This window comes from Aquidulcibacter paucihalophilus (assembly GCA_030285985.1).
Classification (GTDB): Bacteria; Pseudomonadota; Alphaproteobacteria; order Caulobacterales; family Caulobacteraceae; genus Brevundimonas.
The window spans coordinates 391,479-412,856 of record CP127384.1; the positions used below are offsets into that span (position 1 = coordinate 391,479).

Here is a 21,378-nt window from a genome sequence, read left to right on the forward strand (position 1 = left end):
ACCGGCGACCGTGGGGGCGACCGGGCCATCGGGATGCTTGTCATGAAACTCGGACTTCTGCTCGGCGCCGCGCTTGCGCCGCTCGCCTTTGCCGGCGCCGCCTTCGCCCAGTCGGGCCCGGACACCGCGCCGCAGGGCCCCGTCTCGTCGCTGGACGAGGTGATCGTCGCCGGCGAGCCGATCATGCGCAACCGCACCGACGACGTGGTCTCGACCCTGTCCTATGACCTGGAGTTCTTCCAGCGCTTCGAGCCCCTGACGGTCGGCGACGCGCTCAAGCGGGTCCCCAGCGTGACCTTCCTGTCGGACATTCTCGAGTCGGACGGCGTCCGCATGCGGGGTCTGAACCCGGGCTATACGCAGATCCTGATCAACGGCGAGCGGGTGCCCGGCGGCGAGGCTGACCGCTCCTTCTTCGTCGACCGTATTCCGGCCGAGCTGATCGAGCGGGTCGAGCTGGTGCGATCCTCCTCGGCCAACCGGTCGGGCGACGCCCTGGCTGGAACCATCAACATCGTGCTGCGTGACGCCCTGTCGCTGGACGGCGGCTACATCCGCGCCGGCGCCCTGCTGTTCCCTGACGATGAGATCGGCGGCACCTTCGGTGCCGTCTACGGCGGCGAGGTCGGACCGGGCCGCTTGCTGCTGGGTGCCAGCGTGCAGGACCGCCGCAATCCGAAGAACAAATACAGCCAGCGCTTCGACCAGCCGGGTGGCACGCTCGTCAACACCGAGGTCCAGACCGACGTCCGCGACGGCACCGACTATTCCTTCAACGCCGCCTATGAGGTCGAGGTCGGCGGCGGGTCGCTGGATCTGTCCGGCGTGTTCGTGCGCACCGACCGCCTGCAGGACGAGGACTCGATCGAGTACCGCAACGGCATTGAGAACGATGCCAACCTGCTGACCATCAACGACAACGACATCGACATCCAGACCGACAACCTGGCCCTCCGCGCCCGCTATGAGCGCGAAATGCTGGGCGGCGAGACCCGGATCAAGCTGGGCTACGCCTCCTTCGACGACGCGCAGACGGAGTTCGAGAACGAGGCGGAATACCTGCGTGACGGCCTGCCCTTCCCCGAAGAGGACCGCTTCACCGCCGATCTGGAGATCCGTGACCTGCAGGACGAGGAAGTCTCGTTCGCCCTCGAGCACAGCCGCCCGATCAGCGACAATGTCGAGATGGAGTTCGGCATCCAGGCGGTGAGCAAGGACCGCGACTCCACCACGGTGGTGGCCAACCGGGTCCGCTTCACCATTCCCAACGCGCCGACCCCGCGTCCGGCCCAGCCGCCGTTCGTGTTCAACACCAACAGCTACGTCATCGAAGAGACCCGGTTCGACCCCTATCTGATGTTCTCGGGCGAGAGCGGCGCCCTGAAGTGGGAGGCCGGCCTGCGCTATGAGACCACCGACACGACCATCGCCGGCATCGACAATGACTTCGCCGTCCTGCTGCCCTCGGCCAGCCTGCGCTACCGCCTGTCGGACTCGGACCGCCTGACGCTGTCGGTCGCCCGCACCGTCCGCCGTGCCGATTTCGACGACCTGGCCCCGGTGACCCTGGAAGAGGAGCGCGGTGACAACGATTTCCGCGGTAACCCGCTGCTCGAGCCCGAAACGGCCTGGGGTGTGGACCTCGGCTTCGAGCGCCGCCTGGGTCGCCGCGGTGTGATCGGCATCAATGCCTTCTATCGCGACGTCACGGATCTGATCGAGGACGTCAACACGGGCCTGGAGGGCAGCGGCGGGCCGGGCACCTTCATCGAGTCGATCGACAATGTCGGCGACGGCCAGGTCTATGGTGTCGAGTTCGACCTCTCCACGCCGCTGGACTTCATCGGCATGGAGACCACGGGCGTGTTCCTGAACGCCTCCTGGCTGGACAGCAACGTCGAGGACGCTCTCGGCGAGCGCCGCTTCAACGACCAGTCGGACTATGTCTACAACTTCGGCTTTACCCACGACATTCCGACCTGGGGCGCGGCGTTCGGTGCCACCTATCGCAAACAGGCCGGCGCCTTCGGCCGCGTCTATGCGGAAGAGGTCGGGACCGCCTACGGTGCCGATCTGGAAGTGTTCATCGAGAAGCAGATCTTCTCCAACACCGTCATCCGCCTGACCGGGTCCAATCTGCTCGACAGTTCGAAGGATGAGGGGTTCGACAAGTTCAACGACCAGGACGACCAGGAAAACCGCGTCTACGACGAGTACGAGCTGGAAACCGAGTCCGCCGGCCCGGTTTATCAGCTGGTGATGCGCGTCGCCTTCTGATCAGGGGCACATCAGTCCACACGAGGATGAGGCCGGGCGGCGACGCCCGGCCTCTTTTCCTGTCTGCTGTCCTGATCCGGCACGGTGACGCTGGACGGCGGACGAAAGCCCGGCTAGGTCGCCTTCGGGGCGAAAGCGGGCCGGTTCGGTTCGCCGTTTGCAAGGTGTCTCCCGGACAGGCGCATGTGGCGCCAGAACGGGACAGTCGGGTCGCATGTTTCTCGAAGGCCAGGTGAACTGGATGTGGGTGTTGGGGGCGGTCGCCGCCGTGGGCTGGATCGTGGGGCTGGTCGCCCTGTGGTTCGCCTTCCGCAACGGTACGCGCCATGTCAGCACCTCCGATCAGCTTGATCTGGTCCAGCGCGTCGCCGACGATTCCCAGAAGCGCCTGTTCGAAACCCTGAACGCCATTCCCGTGGCCCTGGTCGAGACCGACCTGCAAGGCAAATTCGTCTTCGCCAACCGCGCCGCCCACCAGCTGCTGGGCCGCAAGGATGCCGAACTGATCGGGCTGCGGTTCCATTCCGCGACCTGGGGCATCACCTTCCCCGACGGCCGGCCCGTGCCGCCGGACCTGCTGCCCAGCGCCCGCGCCCTGCGTGGCCAGACGGTGCGCGGCTTCCAGCATCTGCTGGCCAACCCCGCCTCGCGCCGCAAGATGCTGGTCTCGGTTACGGCCATGCCGATCGAGAACGAACTGGGCCAGGTCACCGGCTCGACCGCCGCCATCGTCGAGACCGAAGGCCTGCAGACCCCGGAACAGTTCATGCCGGAGCCCGCCGCGGCCCCGTCGGACGACCTGACCCGCCGCGTCTTTGACGCCGCCTCCAGCGCCCTGATCGTGGTCGGTGCCGACGGCCGGGTTCGTGAGGCGAACCGCACCGCCCTGCTGGTGCTCGGTCGCCCCGAAGCCGAGGGCGACTTCTCCGACCTGTTCCTCGCTGAGGACGAGCGCGTCGAAGGCCGTCAGGCCCTGCGCGCCGCCCTGTCCGCTCCGGCGGGCGAGGCCGAGCCCTTCGTCTCGCGCCGCGGTGCCGAGGAAGGCATCCGCTGGTCCATGCTGCCGCTGACCGACACCGACGGCCGCGTCGACGCCCTGTTGCTGGCCGGCGAGCGGGCTGAGCCGACTCCGACCGCCGAACCGGTGGTTATCGAGACGCCGGCCGCGCCTGAAGCCGTCTCCGACGAGACCCTCGCCCTGCGCGAAGCCGCCGAGACCGCGCGCCAGCAGGCCGAGGAGGCGATCGCCGCCGCCGCCGCCGCTCGCGAGGAAGCCCGGGCCGCCTATGCCGCCGCGCGCAAGGCCGGCGAGGACGCCGAGGCCGAGCTGGCCGGGGGGCGCCGCATGGAGAACGTCGGCCGCCTGACCGGCGGACTGGCACACGATTTCAACGCCCTGCTGGGCGTCATGACCGGCGCACTCGACATGATGCTGCGCCAGGCCGACGACCCTGCCCGGGTCCGCCGCATCGGCCAGGCCGCGCTGGCCGCGGGCCAGCGGGGCGAGCTTCTGACCCGCCGTCTGACCGCCTTCTCGCAGGGCGACGACGAACCGGTGCTGCGCGTCCTCGACGCCGGGGTGCTGCTGCGTGGCATGGAGACCCGTCTGCGCGCCCTCGCCGGGCCGAATGTGGACCTGATGATCGAAGGCCCGTCAGAGGCTGCGCCCGTCAGCCTGGACCCGGTCGCCTTCGAGGGCGCAGTCCAGAGTCTCACCCGCAACGCCGTTGAGGCCGTCGCGGGTCGGGGCTCGGTCGCGGTGCGGCTGGAGACCATGCTCGAGGGCGGCGTCCGCCTGAGCGTGCGGGACAGCGGCCCGGGCATGGACCGCGACCTGGCCGCCCGCGCGGTCGAGCCCTTCTTCACCACCCGCGAGGGCGCGGCCGGTCTGGGCCTGTCCCAGGCCTATGCCTTCGCCCGCCAGTGCGGCGGCGTCCTGTCGATCGACAGTGCGCCCGGCGAGGGTGCCGAGGTCTCCATCACCCTGCCCAACGCAGCCTGAGCCGCCGCCTTCCACCGTTCGTCGGGCGGGGGTATGGTAGTTAACGCGGGGGCGGGAGGTTCTTTATGAAGCTGTTGCGATTCATCGTCGTCCTCGCGGTCATCGGCTACGCTGGCTGGCTGGCCTGGCCGTTCATCTCTCCATTCCTCGAAGGCTCCGGACCGGATGTGGCGGCGTCGCGCATGGGGGCCGAGGCACAGTCCGGCGGCGACCTGTTCGGCTTCCTGCCGGCCTGGACCCTGTGGGCGGGGGCGGTGGGCCTGTATCTGATCGCGGCTTTGCTGCTGGGCTCGGGCAATCCCAAGGCCGCTGTGGCCTATTTCCTCGGCTTCATCGCCGACGCCGTCCTGCGGCTGGCGCTGGACCAGAACGGTGGTGGCGACGTCGCCGCCCGCTCCGCCGGCCCGACCCCCATGGCCGCGCCGGAAAGCCTGGGTGGCCTGCCGGTCGATCCGGTCTGGCTGGTGCTCGGCGCGGTCTTCCTGCTGGGCGTTCTGGTCGTCGTGGCCAGCCGGCGCGTGCGGCGCAGGCGCGAAGCGGACCAGCTGAATTTCTGAAGTCACGGCTGCGGATTGGCCGCGAAGCCCCCTATATGCGGGGTGACGGTTGACCCTTGCGGGCGGGCCGTTAGGTTCCGCGCGCCTTTCCGCGCCCAAGACAGACCCGAGAGATTCCATGGCCGAAGCCGCCGTTTCCAGCGCCTCGTATGACGTCGTCATCATCGGCGGCGGTCCGGGCGGCTATAATGCCGCCATCCGGGCGGGCCAGCTGGGCCTGACCGCCGCCTGTGTCGAGATGCGCGAGACCCTGGGGGGGACCTGCCTGAACGTCGGCTGCATGCCCTCCAAGGCCCTGCTGCACGCGTCGGAACTCTATGAGATGGCGGGCAAGGAATTCGCCGGCCTCGGCATCGAGGTGACGCCGAAGCTCAATCTGGCGCAGATGATGGCGCAGAAGTCCGAGAGCGTGACCGCCCTGACCAAGGGCATCGAATTCCTGTTCAAGAAGAACAAGGTCGACTGGGTCCGCGGCCGCGGCCGCATCGCCGGCACCGGCAAGGTCGAGGTCACCGCCGCGGACGGAACGGTCAGCACCCTGTCCGCGAAGAACATCGTCATCGCCACCGGCTCGGAACCCACCCCCCTGCCGGGCGTGGCCTTCGAGGACGGCAAGGTGGTGGACTCCACCGGTGCCCTGTCGCTGCCCGTCCTGCCGAAGCACCTGATCGTGGTCGGTGCCGGCATCATCGGCCTTGAACTCGGCTCGGTCTGGCGTCGTCTGGGGGCGCAGGTGACGGTGGTCGAATACCTCGATCGCATCACCCCCGGCATGGACAGCGACCTGGCCAAGGCCTTCCAGCGCAGCCTGACCAAACAGGGCATGACCTTCAAACTGGGATCGAAGGTCACGGCGGCGAAATCGTCGAAGGACGGCGTCGAGCTGACCGTCGAGCCCGCCGCGGGCGGTGCCGCCGAGACGCTGAAGGGCGACGTCGTCCTCGTCGCCATCGGCCGCCGTCCCTACACCGAGGGTCTGGGTCTGGAGACGGTGGGCGTCACGCCGGACAAGCGTGGATTCCTCGACAACGACCACTTCAAGGTGGCGGAAGGTGTCTGGGTCATCGGCGACGTCACCCACGGCCCGATGCTGGCCCACAAGGCTGAGGAAGACTCCGTCGCGGTCATCGAACTGATCGCGGGCAAGGCCGGTCACGTCGACTACAACCTGGTCCCCAGCGTGGTCTACACCGCTCCCGAGGTCGCCTGGGTGGGCCAGACCGAAGACCAGCTGAAGGCCGCCGGGGTCGCCTACAAGAGCGGCAAATTCCCGTTCACCGCCAACAGCCGGGCGAAGATCAACCATGAGACCGACGGCTTCGCCAAGGTGCTGGCCGACGCCGCGACCGACCGGATCCTCGGCGTCCACATCATGGGGCCCCAGGCGGGCGAGATGATCGGCGAGGCCTGTGTGGCCATGGCCTTCGGCGGTTCGTCGGAAGATATCGCCCGCGTCTGCCATCCCCACCCGACCCGCTCGGAGGCCGTCAAACAGGCGGCCATGGGCGTTGAGGGCTGGACGATGCAGGCCTAACCGCCCGGAAGCTCCAGCGTTCGCGTCGACTGGCGGCGCAGGCCGGAGAAGGTCACCGTGTCGGCGGGGAAGTCGAGCGTCACCTCGCGGAACCGGCCCAGCAGGTCGGCACCGATCAGCAGGGCCGGTCGGTTGCTCAGGCCCAGGGTGTCGAAAGCGTGCAGGTCAGCGAACAGCATCGGGGTGGCCCCGAGCCGGGTCGCGCCCAGCCGCAGGTCGTCGACCTGCGCCAGGTCGGCGCTCAGGCTCTGGCCTGTCACCCCATAGATGGGCACCGACCGCGCCAGACGCCCGCCGTCCCGGCGGCGCACCGCGATCGCCCGCCGAAGCGCGAGGTTGCCGATCGAATACTGGGCCCCGCTGTCGATGAAGGCGACGGTCGGCTGGCCGTCCACGGTCACCTGGGTCAGCATCATCTGGCCGAAGGGGCCGGTCGTCGCCCGCAGTCCGTCCCGGCGAATGCGCGAGCCGGTCTGCATGTCTCCGCCCATGATGACGGCGACGCCGCGCATGGTCAGGCTGGCCGCGCGCCGCACGACGTCGAAGCGAAGCTTGAAACGCCCCAGAACGTCGAGGCCAATCAGGCCGTCGGCACCCAGCTGGTCGCGCTCGAAGACGGGACAGGTCAGGTCGCGGAACCCCAGGCCGCTGAGCTGCAGCCGGCTCACCGCCACGCTGCGGGTGATGCGCGCCTCGGTGATGCCGTGCACCATGACCGGCTGGAGCGCCGGCAGGGCCAGCTGATCCGCCAGGCTGTCGGCGATGGAGGTGGTGCCGGCGCCGGTGTCGATCACGAAGGTGAACGGACCACGGTTGTTGATGAAGACCGCCGCCCCGACCCGTGTGAACAGGTTGGCGAGCAGCTGGATCGGCTGTGTGTCTAACCCGGGATCCGGCGCTTCGGGCGCGTCCTGGGCCGCGGCGGGCCGGGCTGCGCCCATGCCGACGGCTGCGGTCAGGCCGGCGATCAGGCCGCGACGATCCAGGCCCTGAAAATCCCGTACGCTCAGCGCCGCCTCCCCAGCGGTTTCGAGCGTCACTTTACCTCCTTGAGTGACGCTGACCAGCCCGGGGCCGTCAGCGCCTGGGATGAGCGCCGGAATATGCGTCCAACAGCCTCTGGGCGTCGACGGCGGTGTATTTCTGGGTCGTCGACAGGCTGGCGTGGCCCAGAAGTTCCTGGATCGAGCGCAGGTCGGCGCCGGCACCCAGAAGATGGGTGGCGAAGCTGTGGCGCAGGGCGTGCGGCGTGGCCGTGGCGGGCAGGCCCAGCCGGCCGCGCAGGCGCTGGACCATGGCCTGGACATGGCGCGGTGTCAGCGGCCCGCCGCGGCGCGCGCGGAACAGGGCGTCGGCCGGCGCCAGCGGGAAGGGCTGCAGGGCCAGATAGCCGTCCACCGCCTCGCGCACCGCGGGCAGGACGGGGGCCAGCCGCGTCTTGCCGCCCTTGCCGGTGATGCGCAGGGTCTCGGGCAGGGGGGCGTCGGACCGGCTCAGGGACAGGCCCTCCGATATCCGCAGGCCGCAGCCGTACAGCAGGGTCAGGACGGCGCGGTCGCGGGCGGCCTCCCAGGCCTCGGCGTCAGGGTCGGCGTCGGTCTCCTGCAACAGGCCGCGCGCCTGGTCCTCGCTGACGGGGCGGGGCAGGGACGTCTTGATCCGGGGGCCGCGCACCAGCGCCAGCTGCGGGGCGGGCGTGCCGCAGCGCCGGTCGAGGAAGCCGTGGAAGGCACGAATGGCTGACAGAGTCTGGCTGATCGACCGCGCCGCCAGCGGATGGTCGCCCGAGCGGCGTTCCGCCAGATGGCCCCGCACCTCGGCAGCAGTGACCGTTCCGAGGTCGGCCAGTCGCTGCGGCCCGCCCCGGTGCTGCGCCAGAAAGGCGAGATACAGCCGGCCGATGCGGCCATAGGCTTCCAGCGTGTTCGGGGCCAGCCGCCGCTCGTGGGCCAGATGCTCCAGCCAGGCCGCGAGGGCCTCGTCCGCGCTCAGTTGAGGATCGGCCATCGCTCGGCTGTCCGTTCCACCACCCGGGCGATGAAGGCCACCAGTTCGCAGCCCATGGTGGGGGTGAAACCGTCCTCATCGGGCGAGCCGAAGGCGCAGATGGCATGGCGGGCGGCGGGTTCCGCGCCGGGGAACTGCGGAGCCATGCGGATCAGGGCGACCGACTTCACCTCGGCCTCATTGGCACCGAACAGGTTCAGCCCGTCAAAATTGGGTCCCAGCCAGGTCAGGCCGTGCTCGCCCAGCAGACCATCGACCCCGTTGGCCTCCAGGCCGCGCCAGCCGAACGGCACGCCGCCGGGCTTCTCCAGGGCGATGGCCGCGCCGGCCAGGCCGAACCGGCCCTGCGCCACCGCATCGAGCCGGCGGGCCAGATCGGAGGGATTGCGCGCCTCCATCAGGTCGAGCGCCGCCACATGGGTCTGGGTCTGGGCGGCGAAATTGGCCCGGGCGATGGATTCAATCCGTTTGCGGGCGTCGGCCTCGCGCTCCGCGGCCTCTTCCAGCTTCGTCAGGGCGGCGCGGCCGAACTCCACCACGTTGCGGCCGTGCGGCTTCAGGCCGATCTCCTCCAGCAGGGACCGGTCGTCCAGCAGGGTCTGGGGGTTGGCCTGCAGCCAGGCGCGGATCTCCGGCCAGTGGGGCTCGGCCGGCGGAAGCTTCGAAAAGAGGTCAGGCTTGCCGCTCAAAGACCTCTCCTCGAGGTGACACTACAGGATGGACTGGCCCGTCTTGCCCCAGTCCGCCAGGAAGGCATCAAGCCCCTTGTCGGTTAACGGGTGCTTGACCAGCGCCTTGAAAACGTCGGCCGGGATGGTCGCGGCGTCGGCGCCGGCGACCGCGGCCGCGCTGACATGGTTCGGATTGCGCAGGGACGCGGCCAGAATCTGCGTGTCGAAGCCGTGCACGTCATACAGCACCCGGATCTCTTCCAGCAGGCCGATGCCGTCGGCACCGTGGTCTTCCAGCCGGCCGACGAAGGGCGAGATGAAGGTGGCGCCGGCCTTGGCGGCCAGCATGGCCTGGGCGGCCGAGAAGCACAGGGTGACGTTGGTCCGGATCCCCTTGTCGGCGAAGGCTCGCGCCGCGCGCAGCCCGTCCCAGGTCAGGGGCAGCTTCACCACCACGTTCGGGGCGATGGCGGCGAGCTTGTCGCCCTCCTTCACCATGGTCTCGAAATCGGTCGCCACGGCCTCGGCGGAGATCGGCCCCTCGACGAGGGCGCAAATCTCGGCGATGACCTCGGCGATGTTGCGACCGGATTTGGCGATCAGCGAGGGATTGGTGGTGACGCCGTCCACCATGCCGGTGGGGACCATGTCCTTGATGACGGCGACGTCGGCTGTGTCGAGAAAGAGTTTCATGAGCGTCTCTCTAGCGGAGCGGACCCGGCGGTGAAAGTCGCCAGCGTCCTCATTCCCCTGCCGGTGTCCGAGGCCTTCGACTACGAGGTCCCCGAAGGCATGGATGTGACCCGCGGTGATCAGGTCGCCGTGCCACTGGGCCCGCGGCTGATGCGGGGGGTGGTGTCCGAGGCGCGCGAGACGACCGGCTCCAACCGGCGGCTCAAGGCGATCGACCATTTGTTGGATGATCCGCGCCTGCCCGAACGCACCGTGGACTTCGTCGAATGGGCCGCGCGCTGGACGCTCAGCGCGCCCGGCGAGATGGCGGCGGCGGCGTTGAAGGGCCTGCGCGCGCCTCGCCCGCGGCCCGAGCGGCGCGTCCGGCGGGTCGGGGACCGCGCGCCTGCCAAGCTGACCGCGCCCCGCGCGGCAGTGCTCGAGGCCCTCGGCCAGCGGTCCATGGCCGGGCCGGACCTGGCGCGGGCGGCAGGTGTCTCCTCCGGCGTGGTCAAGGGGCTGCTCGACGAGGGTGTTCTCGAGGTCATCGAGATCGAGGCGGTCGCCGCCTTCGACCCGCCCGACCCCGATCACGCCCCCGCGGCGCTCAATCCGGATCAGGCGGCGGCGGCCTCGGCTATGGCTGAAGCCACAATGAAGGGCGGCTTCGCCCCCTTCCTGCTCGACGGGGTCACCGGCTCGGGCAAGACCGAGGCCTATCTGGAGGCGGCGGCGCGGACCCTGAAGGCCGAGCCGTCGGCGCAGATCCTGATCCTGCTGCCCGAGATCGCCCTGACCCAGGACCTGATCGCGCGCATCACCGCCCGTTTCGGCGTTGCGCCGGCCGAGTGGCACTCCGGGGTCGCCCCGCCGCGCCGGCGGCAGGTCTGGGAGGCGGTGGTCGCCGGCCGCTGCAACATCGTGGTCGGGGCCCGATCGGCCCTGTTCCTGCCGTTCGTCAATCTGCGGCTGCTCGTCGTCGATGAGGAGCACGACGGCTCGTTCAAACAGGACGAGGGACTGGTCTATCACGGCCGCGACCTGGCCGTGGCACGGGCGCGGATCGAGGGCGCGACGGTGGTGCTGGCCTCGGCCACGCCCTCGCTGGAGACCCTGTGGAATGCCCATCAGGGCCGCTACGGCTGGCTGAAGCTCGCCGCACGGCACGGGGCGGCGGTCCTGCCCGAGGTCACCCTGCTGGATCTGCGACAGTGCCCGCCCGACCCCCAGACCTGGCTGTCCCAGCCCCTGCGCGAAGCCATCGGCGAGACGTTCGCGCGTGGCGAACAGACCCTGCTGTTCCTGAACCGGCGCGGTTATGCGCCGGTGGTCCTGTGCCGGACCTGCGGTCACCGGATGACGGCACCCGACACCGACAGCTGGCTGGTCGAGCATCGCTACACCGGCCGGCTGATCTGCCACCTGACCGGCTTCACCATGGCGCGGCCGAAACTCTGCCCGTCCTGCGGCGCGGTCGACAGCCTGGTCTCGGTCGGGCCCGGGGTCGAGCGGGTCGAGGAGGAGGTGCGCCAGCTGTTCCCCGAGGCCCGCACGGCGGTGTTCAGCTCCGACACCACGCCTGATGCGAAGTCCGCCCGCGCCCTGATCCAGCGCATGACCGACGGCGAGATCGACATCCTCGTCGCCACCCAGGCGGCGGCCAAGGGGCACAACTTCCCCCTGCTGACTCTCGTCGGCGTGGTCGATGCCGACCTCGGTCTGCGGGGCGGCGACCTGCGGGCGGCGGAGCGCACCTTCCAGCTGCTGACCCAGGCCACGGGCCGGGCCGGACGGGCCGACAAGCCGGGCCGCGCCATCCTGCAGACCTGGACGCCGGAGCATCCGGTGCTGATGGCGCTGGCAGCCGGCGACCGGGACGCCTTCGTCGCCGCCGAACTGGCCGAGCGAGAGGCCGCCTTCCTGCCACCGTACGGCCGGCTGGCGGCGATCATCCTGTCGAGCGAAAATGCGGTCGCGGTGGAGAAATTGGCGCGGGAATTGGCCGGTTCGATTCCCAACGCCGAACGCCTGGAAGTCTACGGCCCCGCCGACGCCCCCCTGGCCCTGGTGCGCGGCCGCCGTCGCAAACGCCTGCTGGTCCGCGCCGACCGCGACGTCGACCTGCAGGGCTTCCTGCGGGCCTGGCTGGCGCGGGTGAAGGTTCCGGGCTCGGTCCGCCTCAGCGTGGACGTGGACCCGTACAGTTTCCTGTAGGGGGCGCTAACGCTCGCGACGCGGTCGCTCGCTGCTTGAGCGCGGGTTGGCGTTCCGGGCATGCGCGAAGCGCCAGGCCGCGTCGGATCGACAAGGCGGAGCCTTGTGACGGCGGCCCAACAAGAACAAGCGCTGGCCTCGCGTAGCGAGGCTAGCGCGGCCCCGTCAGCCGGATCTCGAACAGTTTCGGCCAGTTCTTGCCGGTCACGAACAGCCGGCGGCCCTCCGGGTCCCAGGCGATGCCGTTCAGGACCGCGTCGGTCGGGTCCAGCCCGCTGCGGTCCGGCATCAGTTCGGTCAGGTCGATGATGCCCGTGATCGCCCCCGTCGTCGGGTTGATACGGACGATAAAGTCTGTCTGCCACAGGTTGGCGAAGACCTCGCCCTCGATCCACTCCAGCTCGTTGATCCGGCCGACCGGTCGGCCCTGCAGGGTGACGGGCACGCGGCCGGTCTCGGCCAGGGTCGCCGGATCGAGGAAGCGCAGCGCCGCGGTCCCGTCGGACAGGATCAGGCGCGTCGTGTCGTGGGTCAGGCCCCAGCCCTCGCCCGCATAGGTGAACTGGCCTTCGGGCTCGAGCGTCGCGGGGTCCCAGATGAAGCCCTTGCCACCCTTCCAGGTCAGGGTCAGGACGCGGTCGCCGACCGCGGTCAGCCCCTCACCGAAATATTCCTCGTCCAGCTGGCGCTGCTGCAGGACGACGCCGTCCTCCAGCCGGACGCGCCGGACCGTCGAGGGATAGCGGCCGGTGCTTTCCAGAAGCTCGCCGTTCCTGAACACCAGTCCCTGGGTGAAGGCCTCCGGGTCGTGCGGATAGGCGCGCACGACCTCGAAGCCATAGACGGGCACGGGCGTGACCGGGGCCGCGGGCGCTGCTGTCGACTGCGCCGCCGCCGGAACCGGCACCAGCAGCAGGGCGAACAGGAGCGCCGCGACCCTCATGATCAGATGCCCGGCTCGGCGGTCTCCGCCTTGTTGAGGCTGGCCAGGCGCGCCTCGGCGGCAGCGGCCTTCTTCACCTGTGCCCTGCGCGAGACCATGTTCAGACCCTCGACCGCGGCGGAGAACGCCATGGCCGTATAGATATAGCCCTTGGGCACATGCGCCCCGAAGCCCTCGGCGATCAGCACCATGCCGATCATCAGCAGGAAGCCGAGGGCCAGCATGACCACGGTCGGGTTCTCGTTGATGAAGTTTGCCAGCGGGTCGGCGGCCAGCAGCATGACCGCGACGGCGACCAGCACGGCCACGACCATGATCGGCAGGTGGTCGGTCATGCCGACGGCGGTCAGGATCGAGTCGATCGAGAACACCAGGTCCAGCAGGATGATCTGGAAAATGGCCGAGCCGACGTTGGAGATGACCATGTCGGTCTTGTCCTTCTCCAGCATGTCATCGCTCTTGGAGTGATCGACGCTGTGATGGATCTCCTTGGTCGCCTTCCAGAGCAGGAACAGGCCGCCCGCGATCAGGATCATGTCCTTCCAGGAGAAGGCGTTGTCCATGACGGTAAAGACCGGCGCGGTCAGGCTGACGATCCAGGCGATCATCGACAGCAGGGCCAGGCGCATGATCAGGGCCAGCGAGATGCCGATGCGGCGAACCCGTTGCCGGTGCTCTGGCGGCAGCTTGTTCGACAGGATCGAGATGAAGATCAGATTGTCGATCCCCAGCACGACTTCCATGACGACGAGGGTGATAAGGGCGGCCCAGGCGGCCGGGTCGGACAGGAGTGCGGTAATTTCGGTCATGTGCCTTGGGATATGCCAGCCGGGAACGTCGCGCCAGAATTTTCCGTAGGGGAAGGGCGCGGCAGGGCGCCGCGCCGGAACAGCCCACTGGACCCGGCTGCCGGGCTCGCCTAGCCAGAAAGGAACTGCATTCGTTCTGTCAGGTGAAGCGTGCCCTCAGGTCTTGCCGCCCTTCTCGACGACGTCGCCGCGATCGCCAAAATGGCGGCCGCCTCGGTCGATGACGTGTCCGCCGCCGCCGGCCGCGCCGGCGTCAAGGCCGCCGGGGTCGTGGTTGACGACGCTGCGGTGACGCCCGGCTATGCGATGGGCTTCTCACCCCAGCGCGAGCTGCCCATCATCGGCAAGATCGCCATCGGGTCGCTGAAGAACAAATTCCTGATTCTCCTGCCCGGGGCCCTGCTGATCAGCGCCTTTGCGCCCTGGGCCCTGACGCCGCTGCTCATGATGGGCGGTGCCTATCTCTGTTTCGAGGCGTCCGAGAAGATCTGGGAAAAGCTGGCGGGCCATGACCATGGCGAGATCGCGCCGGACGAACTGGCCCTGTCGTCCGAAGAGCAGGAAAAGAAGATGGTGGGCTCGGCCATCCGCACCGACCTGATCCTTTCGGCCGAGATCACCGCCATCGCCCTGGCCGACCTGGCCGAACGTCCGCTGGCGACCCAGGCGGCGGCCCTGGCCGTGGTCGGACTGCTGATCACTGTGGCGGTCTACGGTGCGGTCGCGTTGATCGTGAAGATGGACGATATCGGCCTGCATCTGGCGGAGCGCCGCCTGGCTTCAACCCGCGCCCTCGGGCGAGGCCTGGTTCGCGCCATGCCGATGGTGCTCGCCGCGCTGGCGACGATCGGCACCGGGGCCATGCTGTGGGTCGGCGGCGGGATTCTGGTCCACGGCCTGCACGAATACCATCTCGATCTCCTGCCCGGCCTGATCGAGGGTCTGGGACACGCCGCCGGGCAGGTTCCGCTCATCGGCCCCGTAACGGGATGGCTGGTGACGGCCTCGGCCTCGGCGATCGTCGGGCTTGTGACCGGCGGGGTGATCGTGGCGATCCTGCACGTCATCCCCCGCGGCAAGCGCCCCGCCCACTGACAAGGTGCGGCAATCAGACGGACTGCGACCCGCCGCCTCGGTTGCGGTCGGGGGGTTACGATGCTATCAGGCGCCCGGCTGAGCCGGAGGGCGCGTTGCAAGACGCGTCCCCCAAGTGCTTTCTCAAAGCATTTCAGACCTTTGACTGGCGCGGACACGCCGCCGGTCGCCAACCCGAACGCTAACCGCGCGGACATGACTAGTGGCTGACGACTACAGGACGACGGAAGTCGGCGAGCGCTACGCACAGGCGCTGTTCGACCTTGCTGATGAAACGGGCGCCCTGGAGGCGGTTCGCGCCGACCTGGCCTCGCTGCGCGCGGCCTGGAACGAGAGCGCTGACCTGCGCCGTCTGGCACAGTCGCCGGTGATCGCCGCCGAGGACCAGCAGAAGGGTCTGACCGCCATCGCCGACAAGGCGAAGTTCAACGGTGTGACGAAGAATTTCCTCGGTCTGCTGGCCCAGAACGGCCGCTCGCGCGATCTGACCGCCGTCATCGCCGGTTTCGACCTGCTGTACGCGAAGAAGACCGGCGTGGTCGCCGCCGAGGTCGTCTCGGCCCAGCCGCTGACCGCCGCCCAGATGAAGTCCATCCAGTCGGCGCTGCGCGCCTCGCTGGGCAAGGATCCCGAAATGACCGCCCGCGTCGATCCGTCGATCCTGGGCGGCCTCAAGGTCAAGGTCGGCTCGAAACTCTTCGACGCCTCGCTGAAGACCAAGCTCGACCAGATGAAGTTTGCCCTGAAGCGCGCGTAAGCGCGCTGACCCACCAGAATTCAACGCGCCCGACCGGCGCGCTGACAAGACGATAACAGAGAGCCTGTCATGGACATCCGCGCCGCCGAAATCTCGGCCATCCTCAAGTCGCAGATCGCCTCCTTCGGCGTCGAAGCCGACGTGTCCGACGTCGGCCAGGTGCTGTCGGTCGGCGACGGCATCGCCCGCATCCACGGTCTGGACAACGTCCAGGCCGGCGAGATGATCGAATTCCCGAAAGCCGGCGTGAAGGGCATGGCCCTGAACCTCGAGCGCGACAACGTCGGCGCCGTGATCTTCGGCCAGGACAACCAGATCGCCGAGGGCGACGAGGTCCGCCGCCTCGGTGAGATCGTGGACGTTCCGGTCGGCAAGGGCCTGCTGGGCCGCGTCGTCAACCCGCTGGGCGAGCCGATCGACGGCAAGGGCCCGATCCAGTTCACCGAGCGCCGCCGCGTCGACGTGAAGGCCCCGGGCATCATCCCCCGGAAGTCGGTGCATGAGCCCATGCAGACCGGCCTGAAGGCCATCGACACCCTGATCCCGATCGGCCGCGGCCAGCGCGAGCTCATCATTGGCGACCGTCAGGTCGGCAAGACCGCCGTCGCCATCGACACCATCCTGAACCAGAAGAGCACCAACGCGGCCGCCGCGTCGGAAGGCGAGAAGCTCTACTGCATCTACGTCGCCATCGGTCAGAAGCGCTCGACCGTCGCCCAGATCGTCAAGACGCTCGAGGAGCGCGGCGCCCTGGACTACACCATCGTCGTCGCCGCCACGGCCTCCGAGCCGGCCCCGCTGCAGTTCCTGGCCCCGTTCTCGGGCACGGCCATGGGCGAGTTCTTCCGCGACAACGGCATGCACGCCCTGATCGTCTATGACGATCTGTCCAAGCAGGCCGTGGCGTATCGCCAGATGTCCCTGCTGCTGCGCCGCCCGCCGGGCCGTGAAGCCTATCCGGGCGACGTCTTCTACCTGCACAGCCGCCTGCTGGAGCGTTCGGCCAAGCTGAACGCCGACTACGGCTCGGGCTCGATGACCGCCCTGCCGCTGATCGAGACCCAGGCCAACGACGTGTCGGCCTACATCCCGACCAACGTGATCTCGATCACCGACGGCCAGATCTTCCTCGAGTCCGACCTGTTCTACCAGGGCATCCGCCCGGCCGTGAACGTTGGCATCTCGGTGTCGCGCGTGGGCTCCTCGGCCCAGACCAAGGCGATGAAGAAGGTCGCCGGCTCGATCAAGGGTGAGCTGGCCCAGTATCGGGAAATGGCCGCCTTCGCGAAATTCGGTTCGGACCTCGACGCCTCGACCCAGAAGCTTCTGGCCCGCGGCGCCCGCCTGACCGAGCTGCTGAAGCAGCCGCAGTACAGCCCGCTGACCATGGAAGAGCAGGTGGTCTCGGTTTACGCCGGTACGCGCGGCTACCTCGATGGCATCGCCGTCGGCGACATCGGCCGCTTCGAGAGCGAGCTGCTGGCCCGCATCAAGTCGTCGAACGCCGGCCTGCTGGACGGCATCCGCGCCAAGAAGGACCTCACCGCCGAGCTCGAAGCCGAGCTGAAGTCGGTGCTGGACGCCTTCCTCAAGACCTTCGCCTGAGACCGGACCGGATAGCGAGAAAGTAGCGCCGGATGGCCAGCCTCAAGGAAATGCGCAATCGGATCGGAAGCGTCAAGTCGACGCAGAAGATCACGAAAGCCCTGAACATGGTCGCCGCGGCCAAGCTGAAGCGCGCCCAGGACCAGGCTGAAAGCGCCCGTCCGTATGCCCGCAAGATGGCCGCGGTCATCGCCAACCTCGCCGCCGGCGTGTCCGGCGACGGCGCGCCGAAGCTGCTGGCCGGCACGGGCAAGGACCAGAAGCACCTGATCGTCGTCGCCACCGGCGACAAGGGTCTGGCGGGCGGGTTCAACACCAACGTCATCCGGGCCGCGCGCGAGCGGATCAACAGCCTGATCGCCGCCGGCAAGGACGTCCGCATCATCGCCGTGGGCCGCAAGTCCCGCGACGGCCTGACGCGTCTGTATGGCGACAAGCTGGTCAAGACGTTCGAGATGTCGGACCACAAGGTCATCGGTCTGCCGGCGGCGGAGCCGATCGCGGCCCTGATCGCCGAGGAGTTCGAGGGCGGCAACGCCGACGTCGTGACCCTGTTCTTCAGCCGCTTCCAGTCGGTCATCGCCCAGATCCCGACGCCGAAACAGCTGATCCCGGCGGTCGTCGACGGCGACGCCCCGCCGATCGATCTGAACGGCGCGACCTATGAGTATGAGCCGTCGGAAGAGGAAATCCTTGAGACGCTCCTGCCGCGCAACATCACCACCCAGGTGCTGGCCGCCCTGTACGAGAACCAGGCCAGCTTCTTCGGGGCCCAGATGGGCGCCATGGACAACGCCACGCGTAATGCGGGCGACCTGATCAACAGCCTGACCCTGCAGTACAACCGCAAGCGCCAGGCCCAGATCACCACCGAACTGATCGAGATCATCGCCGGCGCAGAAGCCCTCTGATCCGAACCCCGCCCAGACACGCCCAGATACACGCCAAGCACGACCTTCCGAACGGAACGAACCGATGACCGACACCACCGCCAAGAAACCCGCCGCCAAGAAGCCGGCTGCTCCCAAGGCCCCGAAAGCCGCCTCCGCCACCGGCAACGCCGCCTACACGGCCGGCACCGGCGTGGGCCGGATCGCCCAGGTCATCGGCGCCGTTGTCGACGTCGAGTTCACCGGCCAGCTGCCGGCGATCCTGAACGCCCTGGAGACGCAGAACGTCGACCAGAAGACCGGCAAGCCCTTCACCCTGGTTCTGGAAGTCGCCCAGCACCTCGGCGAGAACATGGTCCGCACCATCGCCATGGACACCTCGGAAGGCCTGACGCGCGGCCAGGCCGTGACCGACACCGGCACCTCCATCCTGGCCCCGGTCGGCCCCGGCACGCTCGGCCGCATCATGAACGTCGTCGGCGCGCCGATCGACGAGCAGGGCCCGATCAAGACGACCATGTATCGCCCGATCCACCGCGAGGCGCCTTCGTTCGAAGAGCAGTCGACCTCGTCGGAAATCCTCGTCACGGGGATCAAGGTCATCGACCTGATGTGCCCCTACACCAAGGGCGGCAAGATCGGCCTGTTCGGCGGCGCCGGCGTGGGCAAGACCGTGACCATGCAGGAACTGATCAACAACATCGCCAAGGCCTACGGCGGTTATTCGGTTCTGGCCGGCGTGGGTGAGCGCACCCGCGAGGGCAACGACCTGTATCACGAGATGATCGAGTCCAACGTGAACGTGGACCCGACCAAGAACGGCGGCTCGACCGAAGGCTCGAAATGCGCCCTCGTTTACGGCCAGATGAACGAGCCTCCCGGTGCCCGCGCCCGCGTCGCCCTGACCGGCCTGGCCCAGGCCGAGTATTTCCGCGACGAGGAAGGCAAGGACGTTCTGCTGTTCGTCGACAACATCTTCCGCTTCACGCAAGCCGGTTCGGAAGTGTCCGCCCTGCTGGGCCGTATCCCGTCCGCCGTGGGCTATCAGCCGACGCTGGCCACCGAGATGGGCAACCTGCAGGAGCGCATCACCTCGACCAAGAAGGGCTCGATCACCTCGGTCCAGGCCATCTACGTTCCCGCCGACGACCTGACCGACCCGGCCCCCGCCGCCTCGTTCGCCCACCTGGACGCAACGACCGTGCTGAGCCGCGACATCGCCGCCCAGGCCATCTTCCCGGCCGTGGACCCGCTCGACTCGACCTCGCGGATCATGGACCCGCTGGTCATCGGTGAAGAGCACTACCGCGTCGCCCGTTCGGTCCAGGAAGTCCTGCAGCAGTACAAGGCGCTGAAGGACATCATCGCCATCCTGGGCATGGATGAGCTGTCGGAAGAGGACAAGCTGATCGTCTCGCGCGCCCGCAAGATCCAGCGCTTCCTGTCGCAGCCCTTCTTCGTGGCCGAGCAGTTCACCGGCGCGGACGGCAAGTTCGTCTCGCTGGAAGACACGATCCGCTCGTTCAAGGGCATCGTCGCCGGCGAATACGACCACCTTCCGGAAGCCGCCTTCTACATGGTCGGTGCCATCGAGGAAGCCGTCGAGAAGGCCCAGAAGCTCGCCGCCGAGGCGGCCTGATCCATGGCCGGCAAGCTCAGCTTCTCGCTGGTGTCGCCTGAGCGCGAGGTCTTCAACGGCCTCGTCGACCAGGTCGACGCGCCCGGCGTCGAGGGCGACTTCGGCGTTCTCGCCGATCACGCACCCTTCATGACCGCCCTGCGCGAAGGCGTCGTCACGGTCATCGACGGCGGTTCGCGCCGCCAGTTCGAGGTCCATGGCGGTTTCGCCGACGTGACCCCGGCCGGCCTGACAATCCTGGCCGAACAGGCCTCGGAAGTCGCGGCGGCCTAAGGCCCTTGTCATCCCGGACGCGGCGCAGCCGCGATCCGGGACGCGCCTGCTCCAGCATCTCTCCTCCCGGAAGGCGCGCAGCGACTGTCCGGGAGCAGGGTTGAACCTTCCCGGATCCCGGTTCAGCTCTTCGAGCTGCCCGGGATTTTCTCTTTTTGGGCCGCGCCCCGTCCCGGCCCTACGCTTCGCTTCGGCCGGGATGACAAGGTATGCGGACCTTGACCCTCCCGACGGGTGCCCTAGATAGCCCCTGCAGACGAGGCCACGTCCTCGCCCCGGCGATCCTGGATCGCGGGCAAAGTCCGGGACGGCCCGGCCCTTTGCACGGAGGGCCTTCATGGCCTGGACCTATCTCATCATCGCCGGCCTGCTCGAGATCGTGTGGGCCTACTTCATGAAGCAGTCGGACGGCTTCACCCGTCTGTGGCCCAGCGTGGCGACCCTGGCTTTCATGGGGGCCAGTTTCGGCCTGCTGGCGCTGGCCATGAAATCCCTGCCCATGGGCTCGGCCTATATGGTCTGGACCGGTATCGGCGCGGTCGGCGCCTTCATCGTCGGCGTGGTCTTCCTGCAGGAACATCTCAGCCTGTGGCGGGTGCTGGCGGCCTTGCTGATCGTCAGCGGGATCGTCCTCATGCGTCTGGCGCCCAGCCAGTAGCGGCGTTAGCCTCGGGCCATGCTCGAGCTTCGACCCAACTGCGAATGCTGTGACCGCGACCTGCCGTTCGACAGTGTCGAGGCCCGCATCTGCACCTTCGAATGCACCTTCTGCGCCGATTGCGTGGACGGCGTGCTCAAGGGTGTCTGCCCCAACTGCGGCGGCGGGTTCAGCGCAAGACCGCTCCGGCCGGCGCATCTGATGGCGAAATATCCGGCCTCGACGAAGCGGGTGCTCAAGCCGCAGGGCTGCGCGGCCGCCTAGACCACCAGCGGCGCGAATACGGCCACGACCTGCTCGTACGAGGCCCGTTTGAACGGCACGATCAGATCGGGCGCGTCACTGAGCGGCCCCCAGCGCCAGGCGTCGAACTCGATCTCCTCATAGGCCTCGAGGTCGATCTCGGACTCCTCGCCGGTGAAGCGGAAGGCGAACCACTGCTGCTTCTGGCCGGCCCAGCCGCGCGCCTGTTTCGACCCGCCGTAGTCGGGCGGGAAGTCGTAGGCGATCCATTCTTCGGTGCGGGCGATCAGTTCGACAGAGACGACACCGGTCTCCTCGGCCAGCTCACGCCGGGCGGCGGCCTCAAGGTCCTCGCCCTCATCGACCCCGCCCTGCGGGAACTGCCAGGCGTGAGTGTTCCCGCTCCCGGCGCGACGCCCGTACCAGACGCGCCCGTCCGGATGGAACAGCACGACGCCGACATTGGGGCGGTAGCGGGAGAGGTCCATGGGAGGGCTTAGGTCTTAGGAGTTAGGGTGAGCAGGGGACTTCT

General features: G+C 68.5%; 20 protein-coding genes. 13 read left to right on the forward strand and 7 right to left on the reverse strand.

Annotation, left to right across the window (positions count from 1 at the left end; all coding sequences use genetic code 11):
• Nucleotides 1-42 precede the first annotated feature (42 nt).
• The 4 genes from KB221_02020 (at nucleotide 43) to lpdA (ending at nucleotide 6,370) form a co-directional block, all read left to right on the forward strand.
• A complete protein-coding gene (locus tag KB221_02020) occupies nucleotides 43-2,277 on the forward strand; it encodes a TonB-dependent receptor (protein WIY69811.1) in 2,235 nt (744 codons plus the stop codon).
• Nucleotides 2,278-2,491: 214 nt separating this feature from the next.
• On the forward strand, nucleotides 2,492-4,279 hold the full coding sequence (locus KB221_02025; protein ID WIY69812.1) for a PAS domain-containing protein: 1,788 nt from the start codon (nucleotides 2,492-2,494) through the stop codon (nucleotides 4,277-4,279).
• A gap of 65 nt (nucleotides 4,280-4,344) precedes the next feature.
• On the forward strand, nucleotides 4,345-4,836 hold the full coding sequence (locus tag KB221_02030; protein WIY69813.1) for a hypothetical protein: 492 nt from the start codon (nucleotides 4,345-4,347) through the stop codon (nucleotides 4,834-4,836).
• A 118-nt stretch (nucleotides 4,837-4,954) separates the two neighbouring features.
• The gene (gene lpdA / locus KB221_02035; protein ID WIY69814.1) at nucleotides 4,955-6,370 is read left to right on the forward strand and encodes a dihydrolipoyl dehydrogenase; all 1,416 of its coding nucleotides are present in this window, start codon (nucleotides 4,955-4,957) and stop codon (nucleotides 6,368-6,370) included.
• Here the strand turns inward: lpdA and KB221_02040 are convergent.
• The 4 genes from KB221_02040 to fsa are packed head-to-tail and all read right to left on the reverse strand — an operon-like array spanning nucleotide 6,367 to nucleotide 9,741.
• Entirely contained in the window at nucleotides 6,367-7,410 is a 1,044-nt protein-coding gene (locus KB221_02040; GenBank protein ID WIY69815.1) for an aspartyl protease family protein, read from the reverse strand. The two genes, lpdA and KB221_02040, sit on opposite strands and share 4 nt — an antisense overlap.
• A 37-nt stretch (nucleotides 7,411-7,447) precedes the next feature.
• A complete protein-coding gene (locus KB221_02045; GenBank protein WIY69816.1) occupies nucleotides 7,448-8,377 on the reverse strand; it encodes a tyrosine recombinase XerC in 930 nt (309 codons plus the stop codon).
• Nucleotides 8,359-9,066, reverse strand: a complete 708-nt coding sequence (locus KB221_02050) for a DUF484 family protein (GenBank protein ID WIY69817.1) — start codon at nucleotides 9,064-9,066, stop codon at nucleotides 8,359-8,361. The genes KB221_02045 and KB221_02050 overlap by 19 nt, the downstream gene beginning before the upstream one ends.
• Before the next feature lie 21 nt (nucleotides 9,067-9,087).
• On the reverse strand, nucleotides 9,088-9,741 hold the full coding sequence (fsa, locus tag KB221_02055; protein ID WIY69818.1) for a fructose-6-phosphate aldolase: 654 nt from the start codon (nucleotides 9,739-9,741) through the stop codon (nucleotides 9,088-9,090).
• A gap of 30 nt (nucleotides 9,742-9,771) precedes the next feature.
• On the opposite strand from fsa, the gene KB221_02060 reads away from it, so the two are divergent.
• On the forward strand, nucleotides 9,772-11,934 hold the full coding sequence (locus KB221_02060; protein WIY69819.1) for a primosomal protein N': 2,163 nt from the start codon (nucleotides 9,772-9,774) through the stop codon (nucleotides 11,932-11,934).
• Between the two features lie 151 nt (nucleotides 11,935-12,085).
• Here KB221_02060 and KB221_02065 read toward each other — a convergent pair whose 3' ends face one another.
• A complete protein-coding gene (locus tag KB221_02065; GenBank protein ID WIY69820.1) occupies nucleotides 12,086-12,877 on the reverse strand; it encodes a glutaminyl-peptide cyclotransferase in 792 nt (263 codons plus the stop codon).
• A gap of 2 nt (nucleotides 12,878-12,879) precedes the next feature.
• Nucleotides 12,880-13,686, reverse strand: a complete 807-nt coding sequence (locus KB221_02070; protein WIY69821.1) for a TerC family protein — start codon at nucleotides 13,684-13,686, stop codon at nucleotides 12,880-12,882.
• 150 nt (nucleotides 13,687-13,836) lie between these two features.
• Here KB221_02070 and KB221_02075 point away from each other — a divergent pair, with 150 nt between their 5' ends.
• The 8 genes from KB221_02075 to KB221_02110 all read left to right on the forward strand — a co-directional run bounded on the left by KB221_02075 (nucleotide 13,837) and on the right by KB221_02110 (nucleotide 20,867).
• Entirely contained in the window at nucleotides 13,837-14,781 is a 945-nt protein-coding gene (locus KB221_02075) for a DUF808 domain-containing protein (GenBank protein WIY69822.1), read from the forward strand.
• A gap of 202 nt (nucleotides 14,782-14,983) precedes the next feature.
• Entirely contained in the window at nucleotides 14,984-15,538 is a 555-nt protein-coding gene (locus tag KB221_02080; GenBank protein WIY69823.1) for a F0F1 ATP synthase subunit delta, read from the forward strand.
• A gap of 69 nt (nucleotides 15,539-15,607) precedes the next feature.
• Nucleotides 15,608-17,143, forward strand: coding sequence for a F0F1 ATP synthase subunit alpha (atpA, locus tag KB221_02085; GenBank protein WIY69824.1), 1,536 nt, complete (start codon nucleotides 15,608-15,610; stop codon nucleotides 17,141-17,143).
• Nucleotides 17,144-17,175: 32 nt separating this feature from the next.
• A complete protein-coding gene (locus KB221_02090) occupies nucleotides 17,176-18,054 on the forward strand; it encodes a F0F1 ATP synthase subunit gamma (GenBank protein ID WIY69825.1) in 879 nt (292 codons plus the stop codon).
• Between the two features lie 64 nt (nucleotides 18,055-18,118).
• Nucleotides 18,119-19,672: a F0F1 ATP synthase subunit beta gene (gene atpD / locus KB221_02095; protein ID WIY69826.1), complete on the forward strand. Its 1,554-nt coding sequence runs from the start codon at nucleotides 18,119-18,121 to the stop codon at nucleotides 19,670-19,672.
• A 3-nt stretch (nucleotides 19,673-19,675) separates the two neighbouring features.
• The gene (locus KB221_02100) at nucleotides 19,676-19,945 is read left to right on the forward strand and encodes an ATP synthase F1 subunit epsilon (protein ID WIY69827.1); all 270 of its coding nucleotides are present in this window, start codon (nucleotides 19,676-19,678) and stop codon (nucleotides 19,943-19,945) included.
• A gap of 337 nt (nucleotides 19,946-20,282) precedes the next feature.
• Nucleotides 20,283-20,603 carry a multidrug efflux SMR transporter gene (locus KB221_02105; GenBank protein ID WIY69828.1) on the forward strand — a complete coding sequence of 107 codons (321 nt, stop codon included), beginning with the start codon at nucleotides 20,283-20,285 and terminating at the stop codon, nucleotides 20,601-20,603.
• Between the two features lie 18 nt (nucleotides 20,604-20,621).
• Nucleotides 20,622-20,867 (forward strand): DUF1272 domain-containing protein, encoded by a 246-nt coding sequence (locus KB221_02110; GenBank protein ID WIY69829.1) that lies wholly within the window; start codon nucleotides 20,622-20,624, stop codon nucleotides 20,865-20,867.
• Here KB221_02110 and KB221_02115 read toward each other — a convergent pair.
• Nucleotides 20,864-21,334 carry an RNA pyrophosphohydrolase gene (locus tag KB221_02115; protein WIY69830.1) on the reverse strand — a complete coding sequence of 157 codons (471 nt, stop codon included), beginning with the start codon at nucleotides 21,332-21,334 and terminating at the stop codon, nucleotides 20,864-20,866. The two genes, KB221_02110 and KB221_02115, sit on opposite strands and share 4 nt — an antisense overlap.
• Between the last annotated feature and the right edge of the window lie 44 nt (nucleotides 21,335-21,378).